General features: G+C 64.1%; 20 protein-coding genes and 1 pseudogene. 12 read left to right on the top strand and 9 right to left on the bottom strand.

The window, feature by feature from the left end; all coding sequences use genetic code 11:
* Together FJW08_RS01775 and FJW08_RS01770 are read right to left on the bottom strand one after the other, a co-directional pair.
* Entirely contained in the window at positions 1 to 1,137 is a 1,137-nt protein-coding gene (locus FJW08_RS01775) for an alpha-hydroxy acid oxidase (protein WP_140756646.1), read from the bottom strand.
* Between the two features lie 25 nt (positions 1,138 to 1,162).
* Positions 1,163 to 1,966, bottom strand: coding sequence for an FCD domain-containing protein (locus tag FJW08_RS01770; RefSeq protein WP_140808362.1), 804 nt, complete (start codon positions 1,964 to 1,966; stop codon positions 1,163 to 1,165).
* A gap of 207 nt (positions 1,967 to 2,173) precedes the next feature.
* Between FJW08_RS01770 and FJW08_RS01765 the strand changes: the two genes are divergently transcribed.
* The 4 genes from FJW08_RS01765 to glcF all read left to right on the top strand — a co-directional run bounded on the left by FJW08_RS01765 (position 2,174) and on the right by glcF (position 7,930).
* The gene (locus FJW08_RS01765; protein WP_140808360.1) at positions 2,174 to 3,496 is read left to right on the top strand and encodes a DUF3422 family protein; all 1,323 of its coding nucleotides are present in this window, start codon (positions 2,174 to 2,176) and stop codon (positions 3,494 to 3,496) included.
* A gap of 156 nt (positions 3,497 to 3,652) precedes the next feature.
* Positions 3,653 to 5,149: an FAD-linked oxidase C-terminal domain-containing protein gene (locus tag FJW08_RS01760; RefSeq protein WP_140808359.1), complete on the top strand. Its 1,497-nt coding sequence runs from the start codon at positions 3,653 to 3,655 to the stop codon at positions 5,147 to 5,149.
* Positions 5,150 to 5,388: 239 nt separating this feature from the next.
* Entirely contained in the window at positions 5,389 to 6,594 is a 1,206-nt protein-coding gene (locus FJW08_RS01750) for an FAD-binding protein (RefSeq protein WP_140808357.1), read from the top strand.
* 10 nt (positions 6,595 to 6,604) lie between these two features.
* Complete coding sequence (gene glcF / locus FJW08_RS01745; protein ID WP_140808354.1) at positions 6,605 to 7,930, top strand: glycolate oxidase subunit GlcF; 1,326 nt, start codon at positions 6,605 to 6,607, stop codon at positions 7,928 to 7,930.
* Between the two features lie 15 nt (positions 7,931 to 7,945).
* Here glcF and FJW08_RS01740 read toward each other — a convergent pair whose 3' ends face one another.
* Both FJW08_RS01740 and FJW08_RS01735 read right to left on the bottom strand, forming a co-directional pair.
* Complete coding sequence (locus FJW08_RS01740) at positions 7,946 to 8,866, bottom strand: bifunctional 5,10-methylenetetrahydrofolate dehydrogenase/5,10-methenyltetrahydrofolate cyclohydrolase (RefSeq protein WP_140808352.1); 921 nt, start codon at positions 8,864 to 8,866, stop codon at positions 7,946 to 7,948.
* Between the two features lie 289 nt (positions 8,867 to 9,155).
* The gene (locus tag FJW08_RS01735; protein WP_140756662.1) at positions 9,156 to 9,887 is read right to left on the bottom strand and encodes a L,D-transpeptidase; all 732 of its coding nucleotides are present in this window, start codon (positions 9,885 to 9,887) and stop codon (positions 9,156 to 9,158) included.
* A gap of 213 nt (positions 9,888 to 10,100) precedes the next feature.
* Here FJW08_RS01735 and FJW08_RS01730 point away from each other — a divergent pair, with 213 nt between their 5' ends.
* Complete coding sequence (locus tag FJW08_RS01730; RefSeq protein WP_140808350.1) at positions 10,101 to 10,739, top strand: DNA-3-methyladenine glycosylase I; 639 nt, start codon at positions 10,101 to 10,103, stop codon at positions 10,737 to 10,739.
* 34 nt (positions 10,740 to 10,773) lie between these two features.
* Here the strand turns inward: FJW08_RS01730 and FJW08_RS01725 are convergent, their stop codons facing one another.
* Positions 10,774 to 11,019, bottom strand: coding sequence for a hypothetical protein (locus FJW08_RS01725; protein ID WP_140808348.1), 246 nt, complete (start codon positions 11,017 to 11,019; stop codon positions 10,774 to 10,776).
* Positions 11,020 to 11,256: 237 nt separating this feature from the next.
* Here FJW08_RS01725 and hisS point away from each other — a divergent pair, with 237 nt between their 5' ends.
* The 4 genes from hisS to FJW08_RS01700 all read left to right on the top strand — a co-directional run bounded on the left by hisS (position 11,257) and on the right by FJW08_RS01700 (position 16,622).
* Positions 11,257 to 12,762 (top strand): histidine--tRNA ligase, encoded by a 1,506-nt coding sequence (gene hisS / locus FJW08_RS01720; RefSeq protein WP_140808346.1) that lies wholly within the window; start codon positions 11,257 to 11,259, stop codon positions 12,760 to 12,762.
* Between the two features lie 178 nt (positions 12,763 to 12,940).
* Positions 12,941 to 14,062 carry an ATP phosphoribosyltransferase regulatory subunit gene (locus FJW08_RS01710; RefSeq protein ID WP_140808345.1) on the top strand — a complete coding sequence of 374 codons (1,122 nt, stop codon included), beginning with the start codon at positions 12,941 to 12,943 and terminating at the stop codon, positions 14,060 to 14,062.
* Positions 14,059 to 14,757, top strand: coding sequence for an ATP phosphoribosyltransferase (hisG, locus tag FJW08_RS01705; protein WP_140808344.1), 699 nt, complete (start codon positions 14,059 to 14,061; stop codon positions 14,755 to 14,757). Before FJW08_RS01710 ends, hisG begins: the two co-directional genes overlap by 4 nt.
* A gap of 92 nt (positions 14,758 to 14,849) precedes the next feature.
* Positions 14,850 to 16,622, top strand: coding sequence for an AMP-binding protein (locus tag FJW08_RS01700; protein WP_140808342.1), 1,773 nt, complete (start codon positions 14,850 to 14,852; stop codon positions 16,620 to 16,622).
* Between the two features lie 7 nt (positions 16,623 to 16,629).
* Here the strand turns inward: FJW08_RS01700 and FJW08_RS01695 are convergent.
* Both FJW08_RS01695 and FJW08_RS01690 read right to left on the bottom strand, forming a co-directional pair.
* Positions 16,630 to 17,099, bottom strand: a pseudogene (locus tag FJW08_RS01695) (SARP family transcriptional regulator); the annotation flags it as partial.
* A 76-nt stretch (positions 17,100 to 17,175) separates the two neighbouring features.
* Positions 17,176 to 18,084, bottom strand: a complete 909-nt coding sequence (locus tag FJW08_RS01690; protein ID WP_140756681.1) for a hydrogen peroxide-inducible genes activator — start codon at positions 18,082 to 18,084, stop codon at positions 17,176 to 17,178.
* A 179-nt stretch (positions 18,085 to 18,263) separates the two neighbouring features.
* Between FJW08_RS01690 and katG the strand changes: the two genes are divergently transcribed.
* Together katG and FJW08_RS32825 are read left to right on the top strand one after the other, a co-directional pair.
* Positions 18,264 to 20,462: a catalase/peroxidase HPI gene (gene katG, locus FJW08_RS01685; RefSeq protein WP_140808341.1), complete on the top strand. Its 2,199-nt coding sequence runs from the start codon at positions 18,264 to 18,266 to the stop codon at positions 20,460 to 20,462.
* Between the two features lie 215 nt (positions 20,463 to 20,677).
* Positions 20,678 to 21,367 (top strand): hypothetical protein, encoded by a 690-nt coding sequence (locus FJW08_RS32825; protein WP_246682148.1) that lies wholly within the window; start codon positions 20,678 to 20,680, stop codon positions 21,365 to 21,367.
* A 44-nt stretch (positions 21,368 to 21,411) separates the two neighbouring features.
* Here FJW08_RS32825 and FJW08_RS01675 read toward each other — a convergent pair whose 3' ends face one another.
* Both FJW08_RS01675 and FJW08_RS01670 read right to left on the bottom strand, forming a co-directional pair.
* Positions 21,412 to 21,750 carry a hypothetical protein gene (locus tag FJW08_RS01675; protein WP_140808339.1) on the bottom strand — a complete coding sequence of 113 codons (339 nt, stop codon included), beginning with the start codon at positions 21,748 to 21,750 and terminating at the stop codon, positions 21,412 to 21,414.
* A gap of 388 nt (positions 21,751 to 22,138) precedes the next feature.
* Positions 22,139 to 22,816, bottom strand: coding sequence for an MIP family channel protein (locus FJW08_RS01670; protein WP_140808338.1), 678 nt, complete (start codon positions 22,814 to 22,816; stop codon positions 22,139 to 22,141).
* A gap of 317 nt (positions 22,817 to 23,133) precedes the next feature.
* Between FJW08_RS01670 and FJW08_RS01665 the strand changes: the two genes are divergently transcribed.
* On the top strand, positions 23,134 to 24,423 hold the full coding sequence (locus tag FJW08_RS01665; RefSeq protein WP_140808337.1) for an RsmB/NOP family class I SAM-dependent RNA methyltransferase: 1,290 nt from the start codon (positions 23,134 to 23,136) through the stop codon (positions 24,421 to 24,423).
* Positions 24,424 to 24,510: the final 87 nt, after the last annotated feature.

Here is a 24,510-nt window from a genome sequence, read left to right as displayed (position 1 = left end):
TTAGCGTCGGAGCTGCTCCTTGCCCATGTCGGTGACCAGACGCTTTCCGCACAGCGCCAGCGTGATGTCCATCTCCTTGCGGATGATTTCCAACGCTTTGGTAACCCCTTCCTTGCCCAGCGCGCCAAGGCCGTAAAGAAATGGCCGGCCGATATAGGTGCCCTTGGCGCCTAGGCACAGCGCTTTCAAAACGTCCTGGCCGGAGCGGATGCCGCCGTCCATATGGACTTCGATTTGGTCGCCAACCGCATCGGCGATTTCCTCCAGCACCATGATCGACGATGACGCGCCATCGAGCTGCCGCCCGCCATGGTTGGAAACGATGATCGCGTCGGCGCCGGTCTTGGCCGCCATCAGCGCGTCTTCCTTGTCGAGGATGCCCTTGAGGATCAGCTTGCCGCCCCAGCGTTCCTTGATCCAGGCGACGTCCTTCCACGACAGTTGCGGATCGAACTGCTCCGTCGTCCATGACGACAGCGAAGCCACATCGCCGACGCCCTTGGCATGTCCGACGATGTTGCGGAAGGTACGGCGCTTCGTGCCAGCCATGCCCATCCACCAGCCAGGCCGCACCGCGATGTTGGCTATGTTGGCCAACGTCATCTTGGGCGGCGCCGAAAGCCCGTTGCGGACGTCCTTGTGACGCTGGCCGAGGACCTGGAGGTCGAGTGTCAGCACCAGCGCCGAGCATTTCGCCGCCTTCGCCCGGTCGATCAAACTAAGCACGAAGTCCTTGTCGCGCAGCACATAGAGCTGGAACCAGAACGGTTTCTTCGTCACCGAGGCGACATCCTCGATCGAGCAGATGCTCATCGTCGAGAGCGTGAACGGCACGCCGAATTCCTCTGCCGCCTGCGCTGCCAGCATCTCACCGTCGGCATGCTGCATGCCGGTCAGGCCGGTCGGCGCCAGCGCCACTGGCATCGACACTTTCTGGCCGACCATGGTCGATTCCAGCGAGCGGTTGCTCATGTCGACCAGCACGCGCTGGCGGAACTTGATCTTCTGGAAGTCTTCCTCGTTCGCCCGATAAGTGCTCTCGGTCCAGGCGCCCGAGTCGGCATAGTCGAAGAACATCTTGGGCACGCGCCGGCGCGCGAGATCCTTGAGGTCTGCGATGGTGAGAATGTCGCTCATGATGGTTCCCGCTTGATCGAATTGATTAGGAGCGTCTGCGCGCCGGTTCGTTGTCGCCGGCTTCCGAACGCTGCCGCAGCCTCAGCCGCGACACGCGTTGCCAGTCGCCGCTGCGTTCGGCTTCCGCCATCGAACGCTCGACATAGGTCATGTGGTCCATCGCCGCCTGGCGGGCGCCGGCTGGATCGCCGGCCTTGACCGCGGTGTGGATCGCCCGGTGCTGCGTCAGCAGCGCCTCGCGTGCGCCAGGCACGGTGAACACCAGCAGCCGGTTCTGGAACACGCCTTCCGACAAGAGCCGGTAGCAGGAGCGCAGCGTGTGCAAGAGCAGGATGTTGTGCGCGCATTCGCAGATCGCATGATGGAACTCGACGTCGATCTCGGCCTCGTCGTCGAAATCGCCGGTGCGATGCGCCTCGTCCATGCGCGCCATGATGCGGTCGAGCAGGGCAAGGTCCTCGGGTGTGGCGCGCCGCGCCGCGTATTCGGCGGCTATGCCTTCGATCTCACGGCGGTATTCCAGATAGTCGGCCACCGCCTTGCGATGCGTCGAGATCAGGTCCGCCACCGGCTTGGTGAACAGCTGGCCGATAATGTCGGCGACGTGCGTGCCGCCGCCCGGGCGGGTCGACAGCAGGCCGCGCCCTTCGAGCGCCTTCAGCGCATCGCGCAGGATGGGCCGCGACACATCGAACTGACGTGCCAGCTCGCGCTCGCCGGGCAGCCGGTCGCCGGTGCGCAGCACGCCTTCGAGAATGAGGCTTTCGATCTGCTGTACCACCTCGTCGGCGGTGCGCGAATGCTCGATCCTGGAGAAAATGTCGCTCAAAGGAAGCGCCTGGAGAACGGAATGATGTCGCGCAGATTAAGGCCACTGTCGCCAACTGGTCAAATTATTTATCCAATTCGTCTCGTTCGGTCGATTCTTGCGCCGCGCCGGCATATCGCCTCGGGCTAAACTTTGCTGTTTACGTCCCTTGCCGATTGCAGCAAGACGACGCCATTGCACGAAGGGTCGAAACCAGGGGGACCAGACGTGTCGGACGAGACGTCCAATCTTGAATTCCAGCCGCGCAGCCAAGGCAGCGTCATGGGCTTTCCGGCGCATGAAGGCCGGCCCGGCGCGCTCGGCGAGGTTCATGCCCGTCCGCATCCGTTGGTCGAGAAGCCGCGCGTGCTCGTCCAACTCTCCTTCATGACCGAAGGCGGCTCCGCGGTCGACCATGCCGTGCTTTCCGAACTGTCGCGCCGCCTCGGCATCGCCGCCCCCGAGCGTCATGCCCGCCACCACGCCATGAAATGGGGCAAGGGCACGCTGCGCTGGGAGCGGCACACGGAATTCTCGACCTATCTCTGGGAGGGGCCGCTGGCCGAGAATGGCCGGGGACAAGAGGATTCGCCCTTTGGCAACGGCTTTTCTCCGCCGGGAACCGTCATCTCGGGCATCCGGCTCGAGATCCGCAAATGGACGCAGGCGAACGAGAGGCTGATCGCCGGCTTCGACCCGACCAGCCTCTGTCATTCGCTGGTCGAGCGTGGCAGCGCGGCCATCGTCACCGACTTCCGTCAGGACGGCGACGGCATGACCCGCATGCTGGTGCTCGACCGAGGTCTCACTCCGGCCAGCACCGGCGCGCTGTCGCAGCGGCTGATCGACATCGAGACCTACCGCACGCTTGCCATGCTCGGTCTGCCGCTGGCGCTCACCTTGTCCGGCCGCGCTCGCCGCATCGAGGACCGCTTGGCGCAGACGACGCTGGAAATGAAGGCCGCCGAGACGCGCGACAACCAGACGCTGCTCGCCGACCTGACGGAGCTTGCGGCCGAACTGGAGGCCGATGCCGCTTCCAGCCTCTACCGCTTCGGCGCCAGCCGCGCCTATGACGGCATCGTCACGGAAAGACTCGAGGCGTTGGATGAGGAGCCTGTGCAGGGCTACGACACCTGGGCGGGCTTTCTGCTGCGGCGCATGGCGCCAGCCATGCGCACCTGCCGCTCGGTCGAGGAGCGCCAGGCCAATCTGTCACGCAAGCTGACGCGCGCCACCACGCTGCTGCGCACTTGGGTCGATGTCGAGGTCGAGAAGCAGAACCGCGACCTTCTCGCCTCGATGAACAACCGCGCCCGACTGCAACTGCGCCTGCAGCAGACCGTCGAGGGTCTCTCGGTCGCCGCCGTCTCCTATTACGTTGTCGGTCTCATCGGCTATGTCGCCAAAGGCGCGTCGGTATTTGGCCACGCGTTCGCGCCGGAGGTCGTCACCGCCGCCTCGGTGCCGTTCGCCATGCTGCTGGTCTGGTGGGGCGTGCGCAGGGTGCGACGGATGCATTCCGAGCCCGCGAAACATCCGGGCGAATAGTCCGCACTATGCTTCGCACGCAATAGATGTGCAGCGGCAGATTGCCGCTGCGGAAGCCTTGCATGCGTCCGTCGCCCCGACGCCATCAAAGCAAGGTTTGCAACAAATGCCTCTAGCTGGTAAATCATTTTTACCAGTCGAGTGGAGGAAGTGCCGATGTCCGGCCTTGCCATGCCCAAGCCAGACGCCGGGACGCTGCGCCGGCGCAACGAAATCGTCGGCGACATGCGCATCATCGTGCCGGGCGAGGGCGTGGTCGACGCCGCCAACGAAATGCGCGCCTTCGAAAGCGATGGCCTGACCGCCTACCGGCAGGTGCCGCTGGTCGTGGTGCTGCCGGAGACGGTGGCGCAGGTCTCGCGCGTGCTGAAATACTGCAACGACCGCAACATTCGCGTCGTGCCGCGCGGATCCGGCACCTCGCTTTCGGGCGGTGCGCTGCCGCTGGAGGACGCGGTGCTGCTGGTGATGAGCCGGTTCAACCGCATCCTCGAGATCGATTTTCCCAACCGCATCGTCGTCGCCCAGCCCGGCGTCACCAATCTCGGCATCACGACCGCCGTCGAGCAGGAGGGCTTTTACTATGCCCCCGATCCATCCTCCCAGATCGCCTGCTCGATCGGCGGCAATGTCGCGGAGAACTCCGGCGGCGTGCACTGCCTGAAATACGGCCTCACCGCCAACAATGTGCTCGGCATCGAGATGGTGCTGATGAATGGCGAGGTGGTGCGGCTCGGCGGCGGCCACCTCGACGCCGAAGGCTATGACCTGCTCGGCGTCATGACCGGTTCGGAAGGTCTGCTCGGCGTCGTCACCGAAGTCACCGTGCGCATCCTGAAGAAGCCGGAGACGGCGCGCGCCCTGCTGATCGGCTTTCCGACCAGCGAGCAGGGCGGCCAGTGCGTCGCCGACATCATCGGCGCCGGCATCATTCCAGGCGGCATGGAAATGATGGACCGGCCGGCGATCCATGCCGCCGAGGATTTCGTCCATGCTGGTTATCCGCTGGATGTCGAGGCGCTGCTGATCGTCGAACTCGACGGGCCGAGCGTCGAGGTCGACCATCTCATCACCGCGGTCGAGGCGATCGCCATCCGCAACGGCTCGACCACGTGCCGCATCTCGCAGTCCGAGCAAGAGCGGCTGAGTTTTTGGGCCGGTCGCAAGGCGGCCTTCCCCGCCGTCGGCCGCATCTCGCCCGATTATTACTGCATGGACGGCACCATTCCGCGCAAGGAGCTGCCGCGCGTGCTGGCCGGCATGCGCGAACTGTCGGAGAAATACGGTCTCAGCGTCGCCAATGTCTTCCACGCCGGCGACGGCAATCTGCATCCGCTGATCCTTTACGATGCCAACGTGCCGGGCGAACTGGACAAGGCCGAAAGCTTCGGCGCCGACATTCTGAGGCTCTGCGTCAAGGTCGGTGGCGTGCTCACCGGCGAGCATGGCGTCGGGGTCGAGAAGCGCGACCTGATGCCGGAAATGTTCAACCAAATAGACCTCGATCAGCAGATGCGCGTCAAATGCGCCTTCGATCCCAACCATCTGCTCAATCCCGGAAAGGTGTTCCCGCAACTGCGCCGCTGCGCCGAGCTCGGCCGCATGCACGTGCACCGCGGCCAGGTGGCATTTCCCGACATTCCGAGGTTTTGAGCTGATATGTGGGCGCGTGAACACCCCCCTCTGTCCTGCCGGACATCTCCCCCTCAAGGGGGGAGATTGGCAGTTCGTGCGCTTCGCCTTTTCTTCAACGCAGAAGATTGGAGAAACCCTGCGCGACATCTGATCTCCCCCCTTGAGGGGGAGATGTCCGGCAGGACAGAGGGGGGCGCGACAGAACTCGGCCTATCCTGTTTCCCCCGCTTTGCGGGGGCGAGGAATCAGGTGCGAATATGACCATCTTCAGCCCCCTGACCCCAGATGAAGTCCTCTCCACCATTGCCTGGGCGGCGGCAGAGGAAACATCGTTTGAAATCCTCGGCCATGGCTCCAAGCGCGGCATTGGTCGTCCGTTGCAGACCGAGCATACGCTCGACCTGTCGAAACTCTCGGGCGTGACCCTCTATGAACCCGCCGAACTGGTGCTGTCGGCCAAATCAGGGACGCCGCTGGCCGAGATCGAAAAGCTGCTGGCTGAAAACGGCCAGCAGCTGGCCTTCGAGCCGATGGATTACGGCCCGCTGCTCGGCGGCGAGCCGGGCAAAGGCACCATCGGCGGCGTGCTCGGCGCCAACCTGTCCGGTCCGCGCCGGCTGAAGGCGGGCGCCGCGCGCGACCACATCCTGGGCATCAATGTCGTCTCCGGCCGTGGCGAGGCCTTCAAGTCCGGCGGCCGCGTGGTCAAGAACGTCACCGGCTATGATCTGTCGAAGCTGATGGCCAACAGTTGGGGTACATTGGCCGTCTTCACCGACGTGACCTTCAAGGTGCTGCCGGCGGCCGAGACCGAAATCACGCTCGCAGTTCGTGGCCTGCTCGATGATGCCGCCTGCGCCGCCATGGCCCTGGCGCTGGGCTCCAGTGCCGAAGTGTCGTGCGCCGCCCACCTGCCGGAGCGCATCGCCGCGCGCGTTGCCGGCGGTGCGCTCGGCACCGAAGCCGCCACGCTGCTGCGCGTCGAAGGCTTTGGTCCGTCCGTTGACTATCGCGTTGCAGCGCTGAAAACACTGCTCGGCAAGGCCGGCCCGCTGGAGGAGATTGCCAGTGAGACCGCCAAGGCAATCTGGTGCGATATCAGGGATTGCAGCCCCTTCATCGATGGCAGCGAAAAACCGGTCTGGCGGGTCTCGATGACCCCCGCCCGGGGCCACCAGATGATCCTGACGCTACGCATGCAGGCAGCCGTCAGCGCCTTCTACGACTGGCAGGGTGGGCTGGTGTGGTTGCGCATGGAGGAGGGCGACCCGGAAGCCGCGCTGCTGCGTGGGCTCTTGAGAAAACATGGCGGCGGCCATGCGACGCTGGTGCGCGCTACCCCTTCCCATCGGGCGGCCCTGCCGGTGTTCGAGCCGCAGGCGCCGGCATTGGCGGCGCTCAGCCAGCGGCTGAAACAGGAATTCGACCCGAAGAACATCCTCAATCCCGGCCGCATGGCCTAGGACATCAGAGATGCAGACCAATTTTTCGCCCGCACAGCTTGCCGATCCGCATGTCGCCGAGTCGGAAAAGATCCTGCGCAAATGCGTGCATTGCGGCTTCTGCACCGCCACTTGCCCGACCTATGTAACGCTCGGCAACGAACTCGATTCGCCGCGTGGGCGCATCTACCTGATCAAGGACATGCTGGAGAACGGCCGTCCCGCCGACAAGGAGATCGTCACCCATATCGATCGCTGCCTGTCCTGCCTCGCCTGCATGACCACCTGCCCGTCGGGCGTCAACTACATGCATCTGGTCGACCATGCCCGCGCCCATATCGAGGAGACTTACAAGCGGCCGCTGCTCGATCGCCTGACCCGCGCCATGCTGGCCTTCGTGCTGCCCTATCCCCAGCGCTTCCGCGCCGCGCTCAAACTGGCAAAACTCGGCAAGCCTTTCATCGGCCTGTTCGAAAAAATCCCGGCACTGAAGCCTCTCGGCGCGATGCTCAAGCTCGCGCCGGCATCGATCCCGGCAGCCTCGCCAATGGCCTTGCCGGGCGTCCATGCCGGGCAGGGGGCGAAAAAGGGCCGCGTCGCCATCCTGACCGGCTGCGCGCAATCGGTGCTCGATCCCGCCATCAACGATACGACCATCTCGCTGCTGACACGGCTCGGCGTCGAGGTCGTGGTACCGCCGGGCGAGGGCTGCTGCGGCGCACTGGTTCATCACATGGGGCGGGAAAAAGCCGCCCTTGCCTCGGCCAGGCAGAATGTCGATGCCTGGACGCGCGCCATCGAGCAGGGCGGGCTCGACGCCATAATCATCACCGCATCGGGCTGTGGCACGACGATCAAGGATTACGGCTTCATGCTGCGCCTCGATCCGGCCTATGCCGACAAGGCCGCGCGCGTGTCGGCGCTGGCCAAGGACATCACCGAGTATCTGGCCGCCATCGACCTGCCTGAACCCGTGCGCAAGCCTGGCACGGTTGTCGCCTATCACTCGGCCTGCTCGATGCAGCACGGCCAGAAGATAACGCGCCAGCCGAAGGAGTTGCTGGCCAAGGCCGGTTTCGTCGTGCGCGAGCCGCGCGAGGGGCACCTTTGTTGCGGCTCGGCCGGCACCTACAACATCCTGCAATCCGAGATTTCGGCCAGGCTGCGCGATCGTAAGGTCAGGAATATCGAGGCGACGGGTGCCTCGATCGTCGCCACCGGCAACATCGGCTGCATCACGCAGATCGCATCCGCCGCCAGGATGCCGGTGGTGCACACGATCAAGCTGCTCGACTGGGCCTATGGCGGGCCGAAGCCGGACGGCGTTACGGAAGACAGCCTGGTCGCGGCGGAATAGGCGTTCGTTTCATTGCTACTCGGCCGCGAGCCTGTCCGACGTGCCATAGGTCGCCTCATAGAGCGCGCGCTGGCGGCTGAGCGCGACCATTGTGTTGCGCAGCAGGATCGCCACCGTGATCGGGCCGACGCCGCCCGGCACCGGCGTGATCCAGGAGGCAACCTCGCGCACGCTGTCGGTGTCGACGTCGCCGACGATGCGGCTCGTGCCATCAGGCCCAGTTTCGGAATTGATGCCGATGTCGATGACGGCCGCACCCGGCTTTACCATGTCGGCCTTGATCAGGCGCGGCCTGCCGACGGCGACGAACAGCGCGTCGGCGCGGCGCGCATGGGCGGCGACCGATCGTGTCATATGATGGCAGACGGTGACGGTTGCGCCCTCGCTCATCAGCAGGAAAGCGATCGGCTTTCCGACGATTTCGGAATGGCCGACGATCACGACTTCGAGCCCCTTGAGGTCGAGCCCGGTTTCCTTGAGCAACTCGACCGAGGCCGCCGCCGTGCAGGGCGCGAGGTCGAGCTGGTTGTAGACGATATTGCCGATCGAGGCCGGGTGCATGCCCTCGACGTCCTTGAGCGGGTGGACGGCCGCCTGCAGAGTCTTGATCGGGATATGCGCGGGAACCGGCCGCTGGATGATGATGCCGGTGACGCGCGGATCGGCGTTCAGCCCGTGGATGGCTGCTTCGAGTTCACCCGAGGTGATGGTGGCGGGAAAGCGCCGCTCCTCGAAATCGATGCCGGCGAGCTCAGCCTTGGCGCGCTGGTTGCGCACATAGACATCGACCGCGTCGGTATCACCGACGGTGATCGAGATCAGCTTGGGCGGAAAGCCCTCGGCCTTGGCTATGGCCGCGTCCTCGCGCACGGCGGCGATGATGCGCTGGGCAACCGGGCCGCCCTTGAGATAGCGGCTGTCGTCGGACAGGGACATAGTTCGAACCTTTGGTGGGGAGATTGTGCACTGCAATAGCAGAGCATGGCCAGGAAATCAGCCCTGAAAACGAAACACCGTGCCTCCGGGGCGACCTGTCGCACCGTGAAACGAAAAGGGCAGCCCGGTTACCCGTGCTGCCCTCTCGTGACTGGCCGTATCCCCACACGGCCCGTCCCCCGTTAACTCGCTGCCAGTCTAAGCACGTCTTCCAAAGATGCGCTATGGCTTGAGGGCAACAGTGCGCCAAAATCTACTCAGCACTGCTTAACCGGTTGATTCGCTATCACTATATCACTTCGACCGTCGTTCCGACATTGACCCGTTCATAGAGGTCGACGACATCCTCGTTGCGCATGCGGATGCAGCCCGACGATACCGCGCCGCCGATTGTCCAGGGCTGGTTGGTGCCATGGATGCGGTACTCGGTCGTGCCGATATAGAGTGCGCGCGCGCCGAGCGGGTTCTCCATGCCGCCGGCCAGATAGGTCGGCAGGTAGCGACCCTTGGCCGCCTCGCGCTTGATCATCTCGGCCGGCGGACGCCAGTCCGGCCAGACGCGCTTGTTTGTGATCTTGTGCGTGCCCGACCATTCGAAGCCGGGTTTGCCGGTGCCGACGCCGTAGCGCCGCGCCTTGCCGTTCTTCTCGACCAGATAAAGGAAATTCTGCGTGGTATCGATGACGATCGTGCCCGGCTTCTGCGCGCCGTCATAGGCGACTTCCTGCGGCAGGTAGACCGGGTTGATCTGCGGGCGCATGACCATGCGTTTGCCCGGCGCCTGCACGGCGGCCGTCTGCACGCGGTCGGGCTGCGCGGTGCGCTGGCGCGGCTGCGCGGCCTGCCGGTTCTGCCGCACGATGCCCGGCGCATGGCCGAGCTGCAGCACCCAGGGGGCGGAAAGGTCGGGGCTCACCATCACCGGCGGCCTGTCGGCATAGCGGTCGCCGGCGGTTGAGGGTGTGACGCCGGCGGCAAACACAGCCACTGCGCCGAGCAAGGGAAACAGAACTCTTTTCATCGGGAACGCACCTTGATCGTCTAAATACACCGGGCGAGAACGCTCCCGGCTTGCGCGATCATTGGCGGCGAGCAGCAACCGAAACATGAATCGGAATGCGTAAAATGCCGTTCTGTCAGTAAACCCTTTGGTGTGGTTACCGCCGGGTTCAGGAATCTGGTAAAGCCACGGTAAAGACAGCGCGGAAGCGCGTTAACGGATGGATTTTTCAGGATGAGCAATGAAAATACCGGCCTGCTTGCCGGTCCTGACGGTGTCGCGCGCTGCTTCTGGCATGGCAATCTGCCCGACTATCTGCATTACCACGACCACGAATGGGGCCGGCCGATGGCCGACGACCACAGGCTGTTCGAGAAGATCTGCCTAGAAGGCTTCCAGTCGGGCCTGTCGTGGCTGACCATTTTGCGCAAGCGGGAGAATTTTCGCGAGGCTTTTGCCGGCTTCGATTTCGACAAGGTCGCGGCCTTCACCGAACGGGACGTCGAGCGCCTGCTCGACAATGCCGGCATCATCCGCCATCGCGGCAAGATCGTCTCGACCATCAACAATGCCAAACGCGCCCGCGAGATGGTCGACGAGTTCGGCTCGCTGGCCGCCTGGTTCTGGAAGTTCGAACCCGGCAAGGAAGAGCGCCCCAAGATCGTCGACCTCGCCCATTTGCGCGCCAATCCGACCACCGCGGTCTCCGTGCGGATTTCGAAGGACCTGAAGAAGCGCGGCTGGACCTTCGTCGGCCCGACCACGGTCTACGCCTTCATGCAGGCCATGGGCCTGGTCAACGACCATCTCGAGGGGTGTGTGTGCCGCAAGGAGGTCGAGAAGGAGCGGAAGGCTTTCAAGCGGCCGAAATAGCGGCGACGCTCAAGTCCCGAGAGCAGGCCGGCTATCAGGTGCCGGCTCTGGATAGGTAAAGCCCGGCGAGAATGGCGGCCACGATGGCGAGGGCCGGATAAATCACCAGCAGTCCGGTCACCAGCGCATCGCGCATAGTGGGGCTGGCGCCTTCGCCAGGCTCGAAGGGACCGGCTGCCTGGCTTGTTATCTTGTGAGTGTGGGTGTTGGCCGGGCGCAGCTGCGCGTGCAGATCGCTGGCGCCGCCATAGCCGATGTCGAATTTCCGCGCCACCGCCATGGCCCGATCCCCTTGTTCCGGCCCGCTTTGTCGCCTGCGATTGTGTCGGCGGAATGCCGCGCTTATGGCGGAATTGGTTCATTTCTGCAGTGGTTTGTTGCAGCGAAGCGAGGCTTCGTGCGGCCTTGCCGCACCAAGCGTCATCGTTTAGGACACGCGCGATGTGAAAATCGCATCATATTGCGAAAATCGCACCACTACCGACCTGCCATCGCCACAAACACCGAGCAAGAACCCATGGCCGACAAATCGGAAAAGACGAAAGCGCGGCTGCCGCGCGGTTTTGCCGACCGCAGCGCCGAGGACATCCGCGCCGTCGAGAAGATGATGGCGACGATCCGCTCGGTCTATGAGCTCTATGGCTTCGAGCCGGGCGACCAGCCGCTGATCGAATATACCGATGCGCTGGGCAAATTCCTGCCCGACCAGGACCGGCCGAACGAAGGCGTGTTCTCTTTTCAGGACGATGACGACCAGTGGCTGTCGCTGCGCTACGATCTGACGGCGCCCACGGCGCGCTTCGTCGCCGAGAATTTCGAACGCTTGCCAAAACCTTATCGCAGCTACCGCTCAGGCTGGGTGTTCCGCAACGAAAAGCCCGGCCCCGGCCGCTTCCGCCAGTTCATGCAGTTCGACGCCGACACGATCGGCACGCCGGGCGTGGCGGCGGATGCCGAGATGGCGATGATGATGGCCGACGTCATGGAAGCGCTCGGCATCAAGCGCGGCGACTACGTCATTCGCGTCAACAACCGCAAGGTGCTGGACGGCGTGCTGGAGGCGATCGGACTTGGCGGTGACGAGAATGGCGGGCGCAGGCTGACGGTGCTGCGTGCGATAGACAAGCTAGACAAGCTCGGTCCGGACGGTGTGCGGCTGCTGCTTGGCCCGGGGCGTTGGGACCGCGGCAAGGAAGGCGAGGGCGACTTCGCCAAAGGCGCCGGGCTGAATCACACGCAAGCCGAGGCCGTTCTTCTGGCGACCGCGCGCAATGCGCAGGCTGGCCAGGATGCCAGCGTCAGCGGAAACGCGGTCTACCAGGAGGGCGTAGGCGAACTCGCGACGATCGAAGCCCTGGTCAGGGCCGCCGGATATGCCGAGGACCGCATTGCCATGGATCGTTCCGTCGTGCGTGGCCTGGAATACTATACCGGCCCGGTCTTCGAGGCCGAGCTTCTGGCCGAAATCCCCAATGAGGACGGCCAGATCGTGCGCTTCGGCTCGGTCGGCGGTGGTGGGCGCTACGATGGCTTGGTTTCCCGCTTCCGTGGCGAACCGGTTCCGGCGACCGGCTTTTCCATCGGCGTTAGCAGGCTGATGACGGCGCTGAAGAACCTCGGCAAGCTCGACAGCGCCGACGTCATCGCGCCGGTTGTCGTGCTGGTCATGGACAGGGACACGGAAAGCCTCGGCCGCTACCAGAAGATGGTCTCGCAATTGCGCGCCGCCGGCATCCGCTCCGAAATGTATCTCGGCGGCGCCGGCATGAAGGCGCAGCTCAAATATGCCGACCGGCGCGGCTGTCCCGTCGCCATCATCCAGGGCGGCGACGAACGTGCCAAGGGTGAGCTGCAGATCAAGGACCTGATCGAAGGCGCGCGCATGTCGGCGGAGATCACGGACAACGCCGAATGGCGCGCCGCGCGGCCGGCGCAGGTGACGGTGGCGGAAAACGAACTGGTCGCCGAGGTGAAGACGATTTTGGCGGCGCAGGCTGCCGATCGCGGGAAGGGTGGCGCTTGAACACCCCCCTCTGTCCTGCCGGACATCTCCCCCGCAAGGGGGGAGATTGGCAGCTTCAAATGCGGAGCCCTTTCTGCAACGCCGACGGTTGGCGAAGGCATGCGCGACATCCGATCTCCCCCCTTGAGGGGGAGATGTCCGGCAGGACAGAGGGGGGCGCCTCGCGCCCATCCTGTCCATGACCTCCCGCTACCCCGCAATATCAACCGACATCACCACCCTCTTCGCCACGCGCAACACGCATGCGGTGGAAGTAGCGGTGCTTCAACCGGCCGATCCGTTCCTCGACATGGCCGGCGAGGATCTGCGCCGCCGCATTTTCCTCACCGAGAGCGAGACCGGGCAGACGCTCTGCCTGCGGCCGGAATTCACCATCCCCGTCTGCCTCGACCATATAGCCAGCCAGGCAGGCACGCCGCGCCGCTACTCCTATCTGGGCGAAGTGTTTCGCCAGCGCCGCGAGGGCGGCAATGAGTTCTTCCAGGCCGGTATCGAGGATCTCGGCGACCGCGACACGGCTGAAGCCGATGCCCGCTCGGTGGCCGACGCGCACGCGCTGCTGTCGCTGGTGCTGCCCGACCAGTCGCTGGCGGTCACGCTTGGCGACCAGGGCATCTTCGAGGCGGTGTTGGCGGCACTCGGCCTGCCGCGCGGCTGGCGCATGCGGCTGGCCCGCGCCTTCGGCTCGGCGCCGATGCTGGAGGCGGCACTCGCCGATCTCGCCAACCCGCCGCGCAACGGCCAGCTCTCCGGTCCCGTCGCGGCGCTTGTCCTCGACGGCGATCTGGACGGTCTTTCCCAGCACATTGCCAGCGGCATGGAGAAGGCCGGCCTGTCGGCATCCGCCGGGCGCGCGCCATCGGATATCGCGCGGCGGCTGATCGAGAAAGCCGAGTTGCGTAGCGTGCGGCTGTCGAACGAGGCCTTCGCGGCGCTGAAGAACTTCCTGGCGATCGATGTGCCGCTCGATGGCGCGGACAAGGCGCTGGAGACCTTCGCCACTGGTGCCGGACTTTCGCTGGGCGCCGCGCTGGAAAAATTCGCGGCCCGCGCCAAGGCAATCGAGGCGCATGGCTTGCCCTCCGAAAAAATCCGCTACGACGCCGCCTTCGGCCGTCCGCTCGATTATTACACCGGTGTGGTCTTCGAAATCGCGGCCGCCAATGGCGAGCGTCCCCTGGCCGGTGGCGGGCGCTATGACAGGTTGCTGACGCTACTCGGCGCCAAGACCGCGATCCCTGGTGTCGGCTTCTCGGTTTGGCTCGACCGCATCGAGGCGTTGCGAGGGGCGGCATCATGATCACGCTGGCGATCCCGTCGAAGGGCAGGCTCAAGGAGCAGGCGCTGGAGGTGCTCGCCAAGGCTGGCCTCACCGTCAACCTGCCCGGCGACGAGCGCAAATATCACGCCCGCGTCGAGGGCATGGACAATGTAGAAGTGGTCTTCCTGTCGGCCTCCGAAATATCGGGCGAAATAGGCCAGGGCGCGGTCGATCTCGGCATCACCGGCGAGGATCTGGTGCGGGAAAATCTCGCCGACTGGGAAGCGCGGGCCGAGATCGTCGCCCGTCTTGGCTTCGGCCATGCCGATGTCGTGGTCGCGGTGCCCGAGATCTGGCTCGATGTCGATACCATGGCCGATCTCGACGACGTTGCAGCCGATTTTCGCCAGCGCCATGGCCGGCGGCTCAGGATCGCCACCAAATACTGGCGACTGACGCAGCAGTTCTTTTCGCTCAAGCACGGCATCCAGGTCTATCGCATCGTCGAGAGCCTCGGCGCCACCGAGGGCGCGCCGGCAGCCGGCCTCGCCGACGTCATCGTCGACATCACGTCCTCAGGCTCGACGCTGCGCGCCAACCATCTCAAGGTGCTGGGGGATGGCATCGTGCTGGAGTCGCAGGCCTGCCTGGTGGCCTCGAGGAAGACGCGTCCAGCGGCGGACGAAGCCGTCTTGCGCGACATCATCGCGAGAATGGCGGCCGCGGCCGTATAGCGATCCTTCAGGGAAGAGGCTCCAGTACCATCGACGGGATTTCCAGCATCCCGGCAGGCTGATAGGTTCAGCCAGTCTTGGAGGAGACAGCGATGCCGGTCAATCTGGACGAGTTGAAGAACGCCACCAATCTGCGCGGACGCGGCGCGCGCGCCGACGGCGTCTTTATCGCGCCCGTGGACGGCAGGGCACATGTCTCGGGCGATCGCGGCGTGCCGCTGCTCGACAAAACGATCCCTGAGCTTTTCTCCGACACCGTCAGCAAATACGGCACGCTCGATGCCGCCGTCTTCGTCGGCCAGGACAAGCGCTTCACCTGGGGCGAACTGTCGGACACGGTGGATGCGCTGGCCGCCGGCTTTCTGGCGCTCGGCCTCCACAAGGGCGACCGCGTCGGCATCTGGTCGCCCAACCGCTGGGAATGGCTGGTGACGCAGTTCGCCACCGCCCGCATCGGCCTGATCCTGGTCAACATCAATCCGGCCTATCGGCTGACCGAACTGGAATATGCCCTGAACAAGGTCGGCTGCAAGGCGCTGGTGACGGCGGCCAGCTTCAAGTCCTCGGACTATCTCGGCATGATCGAGACGCTGGCGCCGGAGATCGCCACGGCGATCCCGGGCAAGCTGAAAGCCAGGAAGCTGCCTACGCTCAGGATCGTCATCCGCATGGGCGAGGAGAACTCGGCGGGCATGTTCAATTTCGGCGATGTGTTGGCAATGGCCGGCCGCGACGAGCATGACAGCCTCGATCGCATTTCCGAGCGATTGAAGCCGGGCGATGCGATCAACATCCAGTTCACGTCAGGCACGACGGGCGCTCCCAAGGGCGCGACGCTCACCCATCTGAACATCGTCAACAACGGCAATTTCGTCACCTCGGCCATCAAGCTCACCGTCGACGACCGCCTCTGCATCCCTGTGCCGCTCTATCATTGCTTCGGCATGTCGATGGGTACGATGGGTTGCGTGTCGAAGGGCGCGACCATGGTTTTTCCGTGCGAAGGCTTCGATCCCGGCCTGACGCTGAAAGCCGTGGCGCAGGAGCGCTGCACCGGCCTCTACGGCGTGCCGACCATGTTCGTCGGCATGCTCGATCATCCGGACTTTTCGTCCTTCGATCTCTCCAGCCTGCGTACCGGCATCATGGCCGGTTCGCCGTGCCCGATCGAGGTGATGAAGAAGGTGGTGTCGCTGATGCATATGGCGCAAGTGACCATCGCTTACGGCATGACCGAGACCAGTCCGGTCTCGTTCCAGAGCAGCGTTGACGATCCGTTGGAAAAGCGCGTCTCGACGGTCGGGCGCATCCATCCGCATGTCGAGGTCAAGGCGATCGACGCCGATGGTGCCACCGTTGCGGTCGGCGCGCCGGGCGAGCTTTGCACGCGCGGTTATTCGGTGATGAAGGGCTACTGGGACGACGACGAAAAGACCCGCGAGGCGATCGACAGCGACGGCTGGATGCACACCGGCGACCTCGCCACCATCGACGCCGAGGGCTATTGCAACATTGTCGGCCGCGTCAAGGACATGGTCATCCGCGGCGGCGAGAACGTCTATCCGCGCGAGGTCGAGGAATTCCTCTACCGTCATCCCAAAGTGCGGGAAGTGCAGGTCTTCGGCATCCCGGACGCCAAATATGGCGAGGAGCTGTGCGCCTGGATCGTGCTCAAGCCCGACCAGGTGGCCACCGAACAGGAGATCAAGGCCTTCTGCGCCGGCCAGATCGCCCACTACAAGGTGCCGCGCCACATCCGCTTCCGCACCGAATTGCCGATGACGGTGACCGGCAAGCCGCAGAAATTCCTGATGCGTCAGGCGATGGTCGAGGAACTCGGGCTGGTGACGCAAAAGACGGCGTAAGACCGGATCAGCCGCGTCGCACCAGCGCGCTGATGCTGTCGAGCAGCGACCGCTGGTCGCCGACCCAGAACCAGTGATCGTCGCCATCGACCTCCATGAACCGCGCGCCGGGAATCCTGGACGCGAGAAACCGCCCGGCCTCGATGCGCACGGCGCGGTCGCCGGAACGGTGGAGGACCATCGTAGGGGCGGAGACTTTTGCCAGGAGGCGACGGACATCGGCATCGCGTAGTGCCTCGAGCAGGCCCGCGACCGCACCCGGGCTGGAGGCCGCCCTGAGCAATCCGGCCCACCAGGTTCTCGCCTGACGGTCGCCAGTGAGGCTTGGGGCGAAGGTTTCGATTTCCGCCGGGCCACCCCGCCCGCGAGCAGGCGTTGCTTCCACAGATCATACTGCGCGACGGTCAATGCGTAGGGATAGTCGGGTGCGCGGCTACCTTTCGCGAGTGAGCCCCACAGGACAAGGCCCGTCAACCGCGCGAGATGATCGCCAATCCGACTTCGCCGCGGACCCGCGAGTTCCTGTCGCGGGTGCTGTAGCGGCTGTCGGCTTTCAAGCGGCCAGCATCACCGCACCCAAACCCCGGATAATCTTCGCCAGTTCGACGCATTCGCCGTGCCGCGCATTGTTGCGCCGCCAGGCAAGGCAGATCATGCGCTGCGGCATCGGCTCCTGGAACGGCACGATCTTGAGGTCGGGAATGGTGCCGGCCGGCCCCGCCGCCATTTCGGGGATGAGTGTGACGCCGAGCCCGTGCGCCACCATCTGCAAGAGCGTGGTCAGGCTGGTGGCGCCATAGCTTGCCATCGCCACCGGCCGTACATTGCCGCAGACGGCGAGCGCCTGTTCGCGCAGGCAATGGCCTTCTTCCAGCAGCATTAGTCTTTCCAGCGCCGGGCTCTCGGGTGGAACCGGCGGCGAGGCAAAGGCCGGATCGCCTGATGGCACGGCCAGGAAGAACCGGTCGGGAAACAGCGCTTCGGTGATCAGTCCGGGATGGTCGAGCGGAAGCGCGGCGATGAAGGCGTCGAGTTTTCGCGATGCGGTGTCCTCGACCAGGGAGGTGGTGACCGCCTCGCGCAGTTCGAGCAGCAGGGCCGGGAAATGCTTCTTCAGTTCGGGCAGGGCGCGCGGCAGAAGATAGGGCGCGACGGTCGGGATGATGCCCAGCCGGAAGCGTCCCTCCATGGCCGTGCGACCACGCCGGGCCGTCGTTTCCACGTCACGTATGTCAGCCAGGATGCGCTCGATACGCGGCAACAGAGCGATCGCGTCGTCCGTCATGCGCACCGACTTGCCACCGCGTTCGAACAGCCGGCAGTTCAGCCGTTGCTCCATTTCGGCGATCTGGGAGGACAGCGCCGGCTGGCTGACACCCGCAAGTTTCGCCGCGCGCCCGAAATGCAGCGTCTGCGCCAGCGCGTCGAAATAATGCATCTGGCGAACTGTCAATCCGATCATGCAGTCAAGCCTATCATAAGAAAATCCTATCGAAATGAACAGGAAAGGCAATTTGTTTTTATCGTCAGTGTGGCCTAGTCTGGAACGGTTCCAGATTGGCGCGGGCCGCTGGCCGCCCCCAAAATCTTGGCAAAAATCAACCTCGGCAAAATCAAACCTCGGCAAAATTGGAGTGAGAGATGGACGCGAAAACCGACGACAACAGCGCGGGCAAATGCCCTGTGGCGCACGGATCCACCGGCCGGACCAACCGTGACTGGTGGCCGAACCAGCTTGACCTCGGCGTTCTCCACCAGCAGTCGAACCTGTCGGACCCGATGGGCGAGGACTTCGACTATGCCAAGGAATTCGCAAGCCTCGATCTCGATGCGGTCATCAAGGACCTGCACCATGTGATGACGGACTCCCAGGACTGGTGGCCGGCTGACTTCGGCCATTACGGGCCGCTGTTCATCCGCATGGCCTGGCACAGCGCCGGCACCTACCGCATCGGCGACGGCCGCGGCGGCGCCGGAGCGGGCCAGCAGCGTTTCGCGCCGCTGAACAGCTGGCCTGATAACGCCAACCTGGACAAGGCGCGCCGCCTGCTTTGGCCGGTCAAGCAGAAATATGGCCGCAAGATTTCCTGGGCCGACCTGTTGATCCTGACCGGCAACGTCGCGCTGGAATCGATGGGCTTCAAGACCTTCGGCTTCGCCGGCGGCCGCGCCGACGTGTGGGAGCCGGAGCAGGACGTCGACTGGGGCTCCGAGACCAAGTGGCTCGGCGACGAGCGCTATTCGGGCGATCGCGAGCTGCATGGCCATCTCGGGGCAGTGCAGATGGGCCTGATCTACGTCAACCCGGAAGGCCCGAACGGCAAGCCAGACCCGATCGCCGCCGCGCGCGACATCCGCGAAACCTTCGCTCGCATGGCGATGAACGACGAGGAAACCGTCGCGCTGATCGCCGGCGGTCACACCTTTGGCAAGACCCATGGCGCCGGTGACGCCTCTCTGGTAGGCGCCGAGCCGGAAGGCGCCGGCATAGAGGCGCAGGGCCTCGGCTGGTCGAGCAAGTATGCGTCGGGCATTGCCGGCGACGCCATCACTTCGGGCCTCGAAGTCACCTGGACCACGACGCCGACCATGTGGAGCAACAACTTCTTCGACAACCTGTTCAACTATGAATGGGAACTGACGAAGAGTCCCGCAGGCGCCCATCAGTGGACGCCGAAGGGTGGCGCCGGCGCCGGCACGGTGCCGGATGCACACAACCCCTCGAAGCGTCGCGCGCCGTCCATGCTCACCACCGACCTCGCGTTGCGTTTCGACCCCGCTTACGAGAAGATCTCGCGGCGTTTCCACCAGCATCCGGACCAGTTCGCCGATGCCTTCGCCCGCGCCTGGTTCAAGCTGACCCACCGCGACATGGGTCCGGTCGTGCGTTATCTCGGCCCGTTGGTGCCGAAGGAACAGCTGATCTGGCAGGACCCGATCCCCGCGATCGATCATGAACTGGTCAGCGATCAGGACATCGCATCGCTGAAGGCCAAGATTCTGGGCTCCGGCCTGTCGGTTTCCGAACTGGTCTCGACTGCCTGGGCCTCGGCTTCGACCTTCCGCAATTCCGACAAGCGCGGCGGCGCCAACGGCGCCCGCATCCGGCTGGCACCGCAGAATGACTGGGACGTCAATCAGCCGACCGAACTGGCGAAGGTGCTTGCCAAGCTCGAAGGCATCCAGACGGAGTTCAACGCTGGCGGCAAGAAGGTCTCGCTGGCCGACCTGATCGTGCTCGGTGGTGTCGCCGCTGTCGAGAAGGCTGCGAAGGATGCAGGCAACGACGTGAAGGTGCCGTTCACGCCGGGCCGCATGGACGCCTCGCAGGAGCAGACGGATGTTGCTTCCTTTGCCGCGCTCGAGCCGAAAGTCGACGGCTTCCGCAACTATGTCAGGGGCAAGCAGCCCATGTCGGTCGAAGCCATGCTGGTCGACCGGGCGCAGTTGCTGGGTCTGACGGCGCCGGAGCTGACCGTGCTTGTCGGCGGTCTGCGCGTGCTCGGCGCCAACACCGGCAAGTCCAGGCACGGCGTGCTTACCGACAGGCCCGGCACGCTGACCAACGACTTCTTCGTCAACCTGCTCAGCATGAGCACGGTCTGGGATCCGGCTGCCGGCTCCGAGCCGGGCTCGGAAGAGGTCTACGAGGCGCGCGACCGCAAGACCAAGGCAGTCAGGTGGACCGGCACCCGCGCCGATTTGATCTTCGGCTCGCATGCGCAATTGCGGGCGCTGGCCGAAGTCTATGGATCCGGGGATGCCGGGCAGAAATTCGCCCGGGATTTCGTTGCGGCATGGACCAAGGTGATGAACGCCGATCGCTTTGATATCGCCTGATCGGTTTGCATGTCGCCCCAGAGTGCCTGGCGTTTTGGGCAACGACGTACACAAAGCGAACCTTAAGCGCGTCGCATGATCCGCTCAGACATGACGCGCACTATGACTGTGTGCGCCTCTCGGGCTTGCACGGTCGCTGTAACGCTTTGATTTTGCGCATGATCCCGAAAATCGGTTCCTTTCGTGGGTCATGCGCTAGAGTTTAGGCTCTACTCTTGGATGAGCCGGCCGATCTTACGATACAAGCCGGAGGCGCGCTCAGTCGCATCTACAGCATGATGCAAGGCTCGATGGCAGTTCGGGCAGACTGCGACCGCATTTTGCACTCTGTCGCTGCCGCCAGCAGCGAGCGGTTTCACATGGTGGACTTCGAGATAATCAAAGCCCAGCAGGCTTTTGAAAGGCGCTCGCGTGCCGCAGGCTTCACATCTACCGTGAGCTTGCTGGAGCACGTATGCTTTCACTCTCGGGTCGCGCAAGAACTTCGTCCCGGCAATGACGGTGGTCTGGGCCGTCTTCGATCCTTTTGGAACGGGGAGGCGTTCGCGCTGCAACAATCGCGCAACCCTTTGATCCAGTATCTCGGTGTCCGCCGTGGGAGCAAATTCGGCCTCTTCGGCTCCCAGTCGCTGGCGCGCAAGCTCAACAAGATCTGCCTGAAAACGATCTGGAAACTGAAGAACTATGGCCTCATAGCTGTGTTCCGCGGGCCCTTGATCGAAACCGCTGGAAAAATTTCGGACCCTGCGCTCGATTACCTCGATTGCTCCGAACTTTCTTATGTCCCTCGGTTCATATCCAATACTGCGATTCATGCCCCGAGAGGCTCGAACGCCCTGATAGATTCTCAGAACACGTGCAAGCTCGCGCTCCAGCGGATCGTCGCTACCAGCGAGTGCTTCTAGGACTTCGGACATTTGCTCTCACTAGGGTGACCTGGCTCCGGTGACTATCTCGCCAAGCCGAACCGCTGCGCGATATCTAGAAGCTCCTCACACTCGGTCTGGGTAGGGCCACCGCGCACCCCCATGTTAAATACGCGCATTCCCTCGCGCAGACTTTCGTCGAAGAGGCGCTTGTTATTCTGCATGTAGCTGACCGACTTGGCCTCGGCGCGCTCGACATTAAAGAGATCGATATTGCAGGTCGGGATGCCAGCCCGGTAGCTTTGCTGAATCTGATAGACTAAACCTACTGCGCGAGCCTCAGCCAACTCGGCTTCTGAGGCTGCCATGGCCCATGAGCCACCAATCGCAACCGCGACAACTGTTGCCCCAATCCTCTTCATCTCTCTCCCCCATCTTCGCGAGTATTAGCAGCCTCGGCCACCGAGCAAAAGTGCCTGTCTAACTCGTCTTCGCGCAGGCCGGGGAGGTCCGAAGGCAAGCATCTAGTCCGCTCTGCCTGCATGGGCGCTGACAAGCTAGGCAGCCTCAAGGCTGCGCCGCCGACGCAAAGGCTATGATTCCTGAACAAATACTCTCCGACCCCAGTCCGATCGATCAGGCTTTACCAAGATCAAGCACTCGATGGCTGGTTCGGACACCAACGCCGACGAAACCTGACGCGACCAATGTGTAAATTACTGCAGAAGCGCCTTCGTCAAAAGCTGAAACGCGCTAGGCAAAAAGGGCGCGGGATCATCCCCCGCGCCCTTTCTTGAAGTTCGCCGAACTTTAGTCTTTTTCGAAGACGCGCGCCTTGGCGACGACGCCGGCAATGGCGCCACCGATCAGCGGCGCGACGATGAACAGCCAGAGCTGGCTGAATGCGGCACCGCCGGTAAACAGCGCCGGGCCGATCGAACGCGCCGGATTGACCGAGGTGCCGGTGACCGGGATCATGGCGAAGTGAATGCCCGCCAGCGTCAGGCCGATGACCAGACCGGCAAAAGCCGTCGAGTGCTTTTCAGCGGTAACGCCAAGGATCACCGTGACGAAGGTGAACGTGCCGATCAGCTCCCACAGGAACGCCGAGCTCATGCCCCACTTCGTCTCGTCCCAGCCATTGGCGCCGAAGCCGCCGGTGTGGCCGCCCGTCTGGCCGGAAACGATGATCCACAGCGCCAGCGAGGCGATGATGGCGCCGATGATCTGCGCGATCCAGTAAGGGATGACGTCCTTGGCTGGCAGCCGGCCGGCAAGGAACACGCCGAGCGTCACCGCCGGGTTGAGATGCGCGCCCGAAATCGGGCCGATCGCATAGGCCGCCGCGATGAGGCCAATGCCGAATGCCAGACCGATGCCCTCCTGGCCAAGCGGCAGCGCGCCGCCGAAGCCGCCCGTCACCACCGACGCCGTACCGATGAACACCAACAGAAATGTGCCTAGAACTTCCGCCAGATAAGTCTTCATTGCCCTCTCCTCGTGACGATCCGCCGGTCCACGTTTTCCGCGCCGCGAATCATGGCGGCAAGAGTATTCCCAACCGAAAAACTTGGAAAGCAGAGCTGTAGCGCCACGCACCAACCTTGCGGACGCCAATTATGAACATTAGAAGTCTTGCATATACTGGTCTGCCTGCCGCCAGCCGCCGCGAAGATTTACTGATCGGACAGGTTTGCCGACCATGGCCAGCTTGCGCTCGCGGCGAGACCGGGCGGGGTTCAATCCGGACGTGAAAGGCTCTAAGAGCAGACCGAGATAATGTGCTCGATTTGATGGAATGAAGAATGCGACTGGGCGGACGGCTGGCTGCGGCCATCGAAGTGCTGGAGGACATTGGCCGGCGTCACCGGCCGGTGGCCGACGCGCTGAAGGACTGGGGCCTGTCACATCGCTTCGCCGGCGGCGGTGATCGCGCCGCGATCGGCAACATCGTCTACGACGCGCTGCGCCACAAGCGCTCCGCCGGCTGGTTGCTGGGCGAAGACACGCCGCGTGCCATCGGTTTCGGGGCGCTGCTGCTCGAATGGAGCCAGACGGGGCAGTCGCTCAACGCCACGCTCGAAGGCGACAAGTTCGCGCCGCCGCTGCTCAGCGCCACGGAACTCCAGGCGATCGCGGAACGCCGGCTTGCCGACGCGCCGCCCGCGGTTCGCGCCGACATACCCGATTGGTGCGAACCGCTTTTCGAGCGGGCCTTTGGCGAGGCATGGGTCGAGGAGGGCGCCGCCCTCGCCACACGCCCGCCGCTCGACATCCGGGTCAACACGCTTCAGGCTGATCGCGCCAAGGTCTTGGCCGAACTGGAGCAGACCGGTGCCAGCGCCGCAAGGATCGCACCCCACGGTATCCGCATTCCCCCGATCGACGGTGACGGCCGACACCCGAACGTGCAGGCCGAGCCGGCCTTCCAGAAGGGCTGGTTCGAGGTCCAGGACGAGGGGTCGCAAATTGCGGCGGCGCTTGCCGGCGCGACGGCTGGCATGCAGGTGCTCGATTTCTGCGCCGGCGCCGGCGGCAAGACGTTGGCGCTCTCGGCTGCGATGGACAATCACGGTCAGATCTTTGCCCATGATGCCGAAAAGGCGCGGCTGGCGCCAATCTTCGACCGCATCCGCCGCTCGGAAAACCGCAATGTACAGGTCGCCACCAAGCCGGCCGAGCTTGCCCCGCTGGTCGGTCACATGGACATCGTGCTGGTCGACGCGCCCTGCACCGGCAGCGGCACCTGGCGGCGTCGTCCCGATGCCAAATGGCGGCTGACGCAGAGACAGCTCGACGCCCGCAAGAGCGAGCAGGCGAAGATCCTCGATGCCGCCAAGGTGTATGTCAAACCCGGCGGCCTGCTGGTCTATGTCACCTGTTCGGTGTTCGACGAGGAGAATGGCCAACAGGTCGCCGCGTTTCGTGAGCGCAGCAGCGGCTTTGCTCCGGTCGATCACCGCGCCCTCTGGGACGGCCGTTTTCCGGGCCACCAAGCAGCGGCGCGGATCGGCGCTGGCGGAGATATTTCCCTGTCGCCAGCGCTGAGCGGCACTGATGGGTTCTATTTCTGCGCGCTGCGCCGGACCATCTAAGCTCGCCGGATTCCCCGCCAGGTCGCAGCCACTCGGACGGCGACGGCCTACGAGACCGATTGTTGCAGTGCAGCAATTGAGATTGCC

Origin of the sequence: Mesorhizobium sp. B3-2-1 (genome assembly GCF_006439515.1) — a bacterium.
Lineage (GTDB): Bacteria > Pseudomonadota > Alphaproteobacteria > Rhizobiales > Rhizobiaceae > Mesorhizobium.
This window is presented reverse-complemented; position numbering and strand designations above follow the sequence as displayed.